This window comes from Allobosea massiliensis, from assembly GCF_042655245.1.
GTDB lineage: Bacteria > Pseudomonadota > Alphaproteobacteria > Rhizobiales > Beijerinckiaceae > Allobosea > Allobosea massiliensis.
This window is the reverse complement of record NZ_JBHSLU010000018.1, coordinates 76,743-84,597: the sequence shown is the minus strand read 5'-3', so window position 1 is coordinate 84,597 and position 7,855 is coordinate 76,743. Positions and strand designations below refer to the sequence as shown.

Below are 7,855 nucleotides of genomic sequence, written 5' to 3'. Positions count from 1 at the left end.
ATCGTCAGCCTGCCAGCCGTGGCCGCCTGACCAGCCCGACCAAAGCCGGCACGCGGTGGCTCTGCGAAGCTACACCACCAGCAGGGACACGACCCGCGCGAGCGGCATTCGGCAAAGGCAACAGTCGGGGCGTCGCAAGGCTATCCGCTGGAGCAGCGGCAAATTATCTCAGCTACCTATTATTCGGCGTCAGGAACGGAGGAGTTTCGGAGCGGCCACTATCCCGGGATGTCGCCGTAAAGCAGACTCTCCAAACGTCGGCTTTGGGCCAAAAACAGCCTGCCGCTCGCCCAGGTCGGATGCGCCGCTTCGTCACGTCGGTGCTTTGCCATCAAGCTGACATTCCAGCGCACCAGGCGACTATCCTCATCCGCTTGCGGCTCGCCACATCGCCAAGGCCCCATGTGGCGAAATCCCCACATTGACTCCCAGCCGCGACACTGATGTTCCTATTATGTTCTCACAATAGGAGCTCATGCCGATGCACATGTCGCCCGCCGTCCTCGGCCCCCCGATTTTCGTGCCGGTCTATCTGAAAGCGGTCCGGGCGGGCTTCCCGAGCCCGGCAGACGACTATCTGGACCAGCCGATCGATCTGTCCAGAACGCTTATCCAGAATGCCCCGGCGACGTTCATCATGACGGTTGCCGGCGATAGCGCGATCGACGTCGGCATCTTCGACGGCAGTCTGATCACGGTCGACCGCAGCCTGGTGCCGAAGGACGGCGACGCTGTGGTGGTCGACGTCAATGGAGAGCGCAGCATCAAGGTCTTCAGGATCGTCGGAGGACGATCGACCCTGACTTTCGGCAACCGACGCTACCCCGATTACGATCCTGGCCCGGATGCCGAGATCGATATCTTTGGCGTCGTGACTAACGCGGTGCGGCGCTTCCGCCGATGACCCGGTCCTTCGCCCTGATCGATGGGAACAGCTTCTACTGCTCCTGCGAGCGGGTCTTCGATCCGAAGCTGCGCCGGCGCCCGGTGATCGTGCTGTCGAACAACGACGGCTGCGCAGTTGCGCGCACGGCTGAAGCCAAGGCGCTCGGGATCAAGATGGGGGCGCCGATGTTCACGATCCGCGATCTCTGCCAGCGCGAGGGGGTGGTCGTGTTCTCGTCGAACTACACGCTTTATGGCGATATGAGCCGCCGGATGAACGCCGTCTATGAGCGGTTCGCTTCCGACATCGAGGTGTACTCGATCGACGAGAGCTTCCTCGACATGAGCCCGGTGGCACCTGGGCAGCGCGAGGAAATGGGACGGGACCTGCGCTCGACGGTCTCGACCTGGACGGGCGTTCCGACGTGCGTCGGCATCGGTCCGACGAAGACCCTGGCCAAGCTGGCCAACAAGATCGCCAAGAGCACGCCACAGCTGCGCGGTGTCTGCGACCTCACCAGTGATGAGGCCCGGTTGGAATGGCTGCCGCTGGTCAATCTCGAGGATGTCTGGGGCATTGGCCGCGCGAGCCAGGCCAAGCTCGCCGCCTTCGGGTGTCGGACCGCCGCCGACGTCGCCGGGCTCGATCCCAAGCTCGCCCGGAAGAGCCTGACTGTCGTCGGTGAGCGCATCATCCATGAGCTTCGGGGAACGCCCTGCATCGACCTTGAGAGCGTGGCGCCAACCCGGAAGGGCTGCGCCGTCACGCGAAGCTTCGCGGGCCGCGTCGAGAGCCTGGACATGATGCAGGAAGCCCTTGCCGCCCATGCGACGAGGCTCGGCGAGAAGCTGCGTCATCATGGTCTGGCAACGGACCACGTCACGGTCTGCTTCCACACGTCGCCGCACGATCGCGGGCCCTCGCGCTCCGTCTCGACCACCGTCGATTTCCCCGAGGCGAGCAACGACACGCTCGCGCTCGTCCGCGCGGCCAAGTGGGGGGCGCGGCGGATCTGGAAGTCTGGGTACCGCTACGCCAAGGCCGGGCTGATGACGGTCGACCTCGTGCCGCTGGAGGCCTCGCAGCCGGCGCTGATCGGCGCCCTCGATCGGGAGAAGTCCGGCCGACTGATGGAGGCCTTGGACGCCTGCAACCGGAAACTGGGACGAGGCGTTGTCTTCCCCGCGGCGGCAGGGATTGCTCGCCAGAAGAAGGCCTGGGTCACGAAGTTCGAGATGCGGTCGCCGCGGTACACGACGCGGCTGGAGGAAGTGCCCGTGATCGGGAGAGCATGATGGGGTTCGATCATCAGGTTGAGATGAAGCTTACGGCCAAGGACGCCGCTGGGCGGCTCCGGCGGATCGAAAGCTGGTGCGCAGACTGGGAGATTAGCTTTCGGGTACTGGACCGCTTCGCGGGTTCGGAGACGATCCGTATCGCGTTCGAAGACCAACGTCTGGCGCGGGCCTTCATCGGCCACTTCGGCGGCGTCCTTGTCGATGATCGCGAGATTGAGCAAGCCATGTCCCGCGACGTCGCGGACGAGGACGCTTATGAGCGGCTGGCGCGCGAGTATCCAGATTGAGCGGCCGCTCCTATCCGACCACGCCCGATGGCCGGTACTTCCTGGTCGCCGGGCGGCTGTGGCGGTCCACGAACCCAGCCATTCCTGAGGAGCGTCGTCATCGGCTCGTCGCCGAACTGATGGACGCTCGTCGGGCCGTGAAAGAGGCCAAGCGCGGGAATGGAGATCTCGGCGCCGCTCGAAAGGCTGTCGATGCGGCCAAGGTCGCATTAGGCGAGCGCGGTCCGGTCTGGTGGGACGACGGCACGCCTGATCTCAACCGCCATCTGGCGAAGAACACGCCCTACGCAGAGTGGGCAACCTCACTGAAGTCCTGATCTACCATTCGGCCTCGGGCCGCCCGATCTTGGAATGCCCGGGAACCAAACCGGTTCGATCGGCGACCTGGCGGGCGACCCGGCTCAATAACATCGCGGTGGGAACGTCGCCGCGCTCGCGGGCAAGACGCGCAACTTGACGTGCTGTGTAATAGCCCGCTCCTCCTTCTGCATCGACCAGCCGGGTTGCCTCGGCGTCGATGAGAGCCTGATATGCGCGGCGGCGGGCGAGCCAGGACAACAGCATGTGCAATCTTTACGCGATGACGAAGGGCCAGCAAGCGATCCGCGACATGGCGCGGGCCATGCGGGACACCACAGGCAACCTGCCGCCGCTTCCCGGTATCTTTCCGGACTATCCCGCGCCGATCGTCAGAAATGCTGCTGACGGCGTGCGTGAGCTCGCCATGGTCCGCTGGGGAATGCCGTCCTCGAAAAAGGCGATCTTCGAGGCTGCGAAGAAGCGTGCCGGAAAGCTGGAGGCCAAGGGAAAGGCGGTCGACTTCGACGAGCTCCTGCGCATGGAGCCGGACGGTGGAACAACCAACGTCCGCAACACCGCTTCGTCGCACTGGAAGCCATGGCTGGGCGTGGCAAACCGCTGCGTGGTGCCTCTGACATCGTTCAGCGAGTTCGATCACGCAGCGAAGCAAGATGTCTGGTTCGCGCTCGGGGAAGACCGCCCGCTCGCCTTCTTTGCCGGAATCTGGACGGCAGGTTGGACAGGCGTCAGGAAGATCAAGACCGGCCTTGAGACGACCGACCTCTACGCCTTCCTTACTACGGTTCCCAATGCGGAGGTCGGCGCCATCCACCCCAAGGCTATGCCGGTGATCCTGACGCGGCCGGAGGAGGTCGAGATCTGGATGACGGCACCCTGGGAGCAAGCCAAGGCGCTTCAACGACCGATGCCAGACGGCGCTTTGCAGGTGGTTCAGCGCGGCGGAAAGAGGGATGAAGCGCTTTCAGGTTAGACGATCGGTTTGCCAGAAGCGCCGGGCCGCTGGCCCAGCGAGATGGCGCCAGGTCCTGACATTCGGACGTGGCCCTCAAGCGGACATGCGATCGTTGATGGAAGGCGGTGATTGACCGAGCCTCGACGATCGCCGACGAAGGTCCGATGGAACGCATCACGATCACGATCGACGCCGATCTTCTCGCTTTCGTGGATCGGCTGAGCGCGGCGAAGGGCTACGGCAGCCGCTCCGAGGCGATCCGCGACATGGTCCGCGAGGCAGCACAGGCAGAGGCCGCGGCTTCTCCCGAGGCGCCCTGCGTTGCGACGTTGTCCTATGTCTACGACCATGAGACCCGCGACCTGGCGCGGCGCCTGACCAACCAGCAGCACGACCATCATGACCTCTCGGTTGCGACGCTACATGTCCATCTCGACAGGCACGAATGCCTGGAGGTGTCCGTGCTGCGTGGGCCGAGCGGCAATGTCCGCGCCTTCGCGGACGGCGTCATCAGCCAGCGCGGTGTCCGGCATGGGCATCTGCACCTGCTGCCGGAGCCCGACGCGCCAGAGCACTCGCACGCCCATAGCCACCCACACGACCACGAGCATTGACCGGCGGCGGCTCAGCTGCCTGCCCAACATTTGAGCGATACAGCACGCCAGCACCATCGTATGAGTTTCCTATAGAAACATCATACCGAGGCTTTTCGGCGATGCTGCTCTCGTCCTTCCGCTCGCTCGGGCTCGTCCTGGCCGCCGCCCTCGTCACCGCCTCTGCCACCCTCGCGCAGGAGAAGCCGCTGCGCGTCGCCGAGATCTGGGAGATCCCGACGCTCGACCCGACGCAGGACGGCACCCTGATGAAGGAAAAGGCGATGGTCACCGAGACAATGGTGGCCGGCAATCCGGATTTCACCCTGGCGCCGGGCCTCGCCACCTCCTGGACTCGCGAGAGCGACACGGTCTGGGTCTTCAAGCTGCGGCCGGGCGTGACCTTCCATGACGGCTCGCCGCTGACGGCAGAGGCCGTGGTCGTTAGCCTCAAGGCCGCGCTGGAGCGAAGCGGCACGGTCAGGAGCTACATCAAGATCGCCGAATTGGCCGCGCGGGATTCGGTGACCGTCGTCATCACCACCTCCGAGCCCTTCCCGGCACTGCCCGCCGCTCTGGTCTACGCCAGCGCGGCCATCGTCTCGCCGGCCTCGCCCAAGATGCCTGACGGGACCATCGAGCGGCCGATCGGCACCGGCCCCTTCAAGGTTGCAGCCTGGCAGCCGGCGGCTCAGAGCTTCACCGTCGAGCGCTTCGAGGGCTATTGGGGCGAGAAGCCCTCCATACCGGCGGTCACCTTCCGCGGCATCCCCGACCCGACGACGCGGGCGTTGGAGATGCAGAAGGGCAGCGTCGATTTCACCTCCGAGGTGCCCTATGGCGATCTCGACACGCTCGCGGCCAAGGGCTTCACCGTCTCGCGCAACGTCACGGCGCGGAACTACGTGCTCAACTTCGGCAGCCTGAAGGACACGCCCTTCGCCGATGTCCGCGTGCGCAAGGCGCTGTCGCGGGCGATCGATCGCGAGGAGATCGCGCAATACGTGCTGTTCGGTATGGGCCGCGCCGGCATATCGGCCTTCCCGGACACCATGGCCTTCGCCGACAAGTCGATCACCGTGCCGAAGTCCGACCTTGCTGCTGCTAAGAAGCTGCTGGCCGAGGCCGGCTATGTCGCGGGCTCGGGCGGTGCCATGACAAAGGACGGCAAGCCGCTCGCCTTCACCCTCTTCACCTACCCGCAGCGCCCTGGTCTGGTGCCGATAGCCGGCGCGATCCAGAGCCAGCTGCGCAAGCTCGGCGTCGCGGTCGAGATCAAGGTCACGACGTTCTCGGCCATCGCCAAGGAGATGAAGCCGGGCGATGCCCGCCTCGCAGCGCTAGCCTCGGCAATGTATCCGCATCCCGACTTCTACCTGCGCCAGACCTACCACTCGAAGGGCGCCACCAACACCTGGGGCTATGCCAACCCCAAGGTTGACGAGGCGCTGGCGACTGCGGCCACCACCCGCGACGAAGGCGAGCGCAGCGCCGCCTACAACCTCGTCCAACGCATCGCCGCCGAGGAGGAGCCGTGCCTCACCATCGCGCATTACGGCGTCAACGTCGTGATGAAGCCGGGCGTCACCAACTACGCCTTCAACCCGATCGCGCATGACTACATGCTCGATCCTCGGATGAAGCTGGCGCCCTGACCAGTCGATGGTTGCCTATCTCATCAGGAGGGTTGCGCTCGCCGGCGCGACGGTGCTGGCCGCGACCTTCCTGACCTATGTCCTGCTGCGCCTCGTTCCCGGCGAGCCGGCGCAAATCATCCTGACGCGCATCTTCATTCAGGACCAGACGGCGGCCGTCTCCGGCGCCGATGTCGCGCGCATCGCCGAACGGTTCGGGCTCGATGCACCGATCCTCGTGCAGTATGGCCGCTGGCTGCTGGCGGCGTTGACCGGCGATCTCGGCAACTCGATCCGCACCGGCCGTCCGGTCCTCACCGAGCTCGGCTGGCGGCTTTCGGCGACGGCTCTTCTCGCCGCGCTCGCAACAATCACCAGCCTCACGCTGACACTGGCCCTGGTTGCGCTGAAGCGGCGCGCGCAGAGCCGGAAGACGGGGGCGGCCATCGAGGCCATCGCCATCGGCGCGATCGCGCTGCCGTCTTTCTACGTCGGCGTTCTGCTGATCATCCTCTTCGCCGTGCGGCTCGACTGGCTGCCGGTCTCAGGTTTCGAAAGCTGGGCGCATCTGGTGCTGCCGGTCGCGGTGCTGGCGCTCGGCCAGTTCGGCTTCAACGCGATCCTGCTCGATGGCGCGCTGGACGAGGCCTATGCCGCGCCGCATATCGACACTGCCCGCGCCAAGGGGCTGAGCGAGGCTGCGATCTTCACCATCCACGCCCTGCCGAATGCGCTCGTGCCGCTCGTGCCCTATCTCGCCTTGCAGTTCGCCTTCCTGATCGGTGGCGTGGTCGTGGTCGAGCGGCTGTTCTCGATCCCCGGGCTCGGTGCCTACCTCACCGATGCGCTCGACAGCCATGACGGCCCGGCCTTCCTCGGCGCGATCGCCGTGATCGCGCTGGCGGTCGCACTGGCGAACCTGATCGCCGATCTCATCGTCGCACGGATCGATCCCCGCATCAGGCTGGCGAGGGCTGGCTCGTGAGCCGCCTGCATCGCCCGCCTTGGGCGATCCTCGTGATCGCGCTGTTGCTCGCCGTGCCGGTCGCATACGGGCTGACGCTCGATCCGATCGACGCCTCCCTGCGCAACAGCCTGGAGGCGCCGAGCCTTGCCTTCCCACTCGGGACCGACCAGCTCGGCCGCGACGTGCTGGCGCGCATCGCCCATGGCTTCCTGCTCGACATCGGCCTGTCCTCGGCGATCGTAGCCATGTCCTTCGCCACGGGGCTTGCCGTCGGCGTTGTCGCCGCCGAGTTCGCCGGCCGTGTCGATCGCGCGCTGATCTTCGGCATGGACGTGCTGACCGCGCTGCCGCAGATCATCATCGCGTTGATCCTCGCGGTGTATCTCGGTGGCGGCGCCCTGCCGCTGATCCTGGCTCTAGGCCTGACCGGCTGGGTCAAGTACGCCCGCATCGCCCGCGCTGCCGCATTCTCGCTGCGCGAGCGCGAGTTCGTGACGGCGGCCCGCGTCGCTGGCGGTTCCTCGGCCTATGTGCTCAGCCGCCATGTCGTGCCGCAGATTCTGCCGATGCTTGCCGGCCTGATCGCGCTCCAGTTCGGCCACACGATTCTGAACATCGCCGCGCTCGGCTTTCTCGGCGTCGGCATCCAGCCTCCAGCGCCGGAATGGGGTGCGATGATCGCCGAAGCCCGGCCCTACTTCTCCCGCGCGCCCTGGCTCGCCATCGTGCCCGGCCTGTTCCTGTTCGCGCTGACGGCCCTGGCTCTCGCCATCGCCCGCTCGCTGTCACGCCGTCGCGACAACGCGCTCGCGGGCCTGCTCGCTTCGTAGTGCTCGCGGAGAAAGCCCTGGCCGTTGTGAACCGCCCAGCGTTCCTGCGATGCGTCTCCTCGCAGAAATGGAATGGTGTTTGGCCAT

10 protein-coding genes are annotated in these 7,855 nt (G+C 65.8%); 9 read left to right on the top strand and 1 reads right to left on the bottom strand.

Translation table 11 applies throughout. The features are described from left to right. Nucleotides 1-481 precede the first annotated feature (481 nt). The 4 genes from ACFPN9_RS10135 to ACFPN9_RS10120 are packed head-to-tail and all read left to right on the top strand — an operon-like array spanning nt 482 to nt 2,788. Nucleotides 482-904 (top strand): LexA family protein, encoded by a 423-nt coding sequence (locus tag ACFPN9_RS10135; protein WP_066720296.1) that lies wholly within the window; start codon nt 482-484, stop codon nt 902-904. Next, nucleotides 901-2,181 (top strand): Y-family DNA polymerase, encoded by a 1,281-nt coding sequence (locus tag ACFPN9_RS10130; RefSeq protein ID WP_066720269.1) that lies wholly within the window; start codon nt 901-903, stop codon nt 2,179-2,181. The genes ACFPN9_RS10135 and ACFPN9_RS10130 overlap by 4 nt, the downstream gene beginning before the upstream one ends. Further along, nucleotides 2,181-2,471, top strand: coding sequence for a hypothetical protein (locus ACFPN9_RS10125; RefSeq protein ID WP_066734681.1), 291 nt, complete (start codon nt 2,181-2,183; stop codon nt 2,469-2,471). Before ACFPN9_RS10130 ends, ACFPN9_RS10125 begins: the two co-directional genes overlap by 1 nt. Further along, on the top strand, nt 2,468-2,788 hold the full coding sequence (locus tag ACFPN9_RS10120; RefSeq protein ID WP_067255153.1) for a hypothetical protein: 321 nt from the start codon (nt 2,468-2,470) through the stop codon (nt 2,786-2,788). The genes ACFPN9_RS10125 and ACFPN9_RS10120 overlap by 4 nt, the downstream gene beginning before the upstream one ends. A 1-nt stretch (nt 2,789) precedes the next feature. Here the strand turns inward: ACFPN9_RS10120 and ACFPN9_RS10115 are convergent, their stop codons facing one another. Beyond that, a complete protein-coding gene (locus ACFPN9_RS10115) occupies nt 2,790-3,035 on the bottom strand; it encodes a hypothetical protein (protein WP_067255157.1) in 246 nt (81 codons plus the stop codon). Between ACFPN9_RS10115 and ACFPN9_RS10110 the strand changes: the two genes are divergently transcribed. The 5 genes from ACFPN9_RS10110 to ACFPN9_RS10090 all read left to right on the top strand — a co-directional run bounded on the left by ACFPN9_RS10110 (nt 3,034) and on the right by ACFPN9_RS10090 (nt 7,768). Then, nucleotides 3,034-3,762: an SOS response-associated peptidase gene (locus tag ACFPN9_RS10110; RefSeq protein ID WP_066720265.1), complete on the top strand. Its 729-nt coding sequence runs from the start codon at nt 3,034-3,036 to the stop codon at nt 3,760-3,762. The two genes, ACFPN9_RS10115 and ACFPN9_RS10110, sit on opposite strands and share 2 nt — an antisense overlap. 146 nt (nt 3,763-3,908) lie before the next feature. Continuing rightward, nucleotides 3,909-4,358, top strand: coding sequence for a nickel-responsive transcriptional regulator NikR (gene nikR / locus ACFPN9_RS10105; RefSeq protein ID WP_066720262.1), 450 nt, complete (start codon nt 3,909-3,911; stop codon nt 4,356-4,358). A 101-nt stretch (nt 4,359-4,459) separates the two neighbouring features. After that, nucleotides 4,460-5,992, top strand: coding sequence for an ABC transporter substrate-binding protein (locus ACFPN9_RS10100; RefSeq protein ID WP_066720259.1), 1,533 nt, complete (start codon nt 4,460-4,462; stop codon nt 5,990-5,992). Between the two features lie 7 nt (nt 5,993-5,999). Continuing rightward, nucleotides 6,000-6,956 carry an ABC transporter permease gene (locus ACFPN9_RS10095; RefSeq protein ID WP_066720257.1) on the top strand — a complete coding sequence of 319 codons (957 nt, stop codon included), beginning with the start codon at nt 6,000-6,002 and terminating at the stop codon, nt 6,954-6,956. Beyond that, entirely contained in the window at nt 6,953-7,768 is an 816-nt protein-coding gene (locus tag ACFPN9_RS10090; protein ID WP_066720254.1) for an ABC transporter permease, read from the top strand. Before ACFPN9_RS10095 ends, ACFPN9_RS10090 begins: the two co-directional genes overlap by 4 nt. The last annotated feature ends 87 nt before the right edge of the window (nt 7,769-7,855 follow it).

Excerpts from the sequence above, each read along its gene's own strand:
- ACFPN9_RS10135 (WP_066720296.1), top strand. The coding sequence starts at position 482 with ATGCACATGTCGCCCGCCGTCCTCGGCCCCCCGATTTTCGTGCCGGTC.
- ACFPN9_RS10130 (WP_066720269.1), top strand. The coding sequence starts at position 901 with ATGACCCGGTCCTTCGCCCTGATCGATGGGAACAGCTTCTACTGCTCC.
- ACFPN9_RS10125 (WP_066734681.1), top strand. The coding sequence starts at position 2,181 with ATGGGGTTCGATCATCAGGTTGAGATGAAGCTTACGGCCAAGGACGCC.
- ACFPN9_RS10110 (WP_066720265.1), top strand. The coding sequence starts at position 3,034 with ATGTGCAATCTTTACGCGATGACGAAGGGCCAGCAAGCGATCCGCGAC.
- ACFPN9_RS10115 (WP_067255157.1), bottom strand. The coding sequence starts at position 3,035 with ATGCTGTTGTCCTGGCTCGCCCGCCGCCGCGCATATCAGGCTCTCATC.
- nikR (WP_066720262.1), top strand. The coding sequence starts at position 3,909 with ATGGAACGCATCACGATCACGATCGACGCCGATCTTCTCGCTTTCGTG.
- ACFPN9_RS10100 (WP_066720259.1), top strand. The coding sequence starts at position 4,460 with ATGCTGCTCTCGTCCTTCCGCTCGCTCGGGCTCGTCCTGGCCGCCGCC.
- ACFPN9_RS10095 (WP_066720257.1), top strand. The coding sequence starts at position 6,000 with ATGGTTGCCTATCTCATCAGGAGGGTTGCGCTCGCCGGCGCGACGGTG.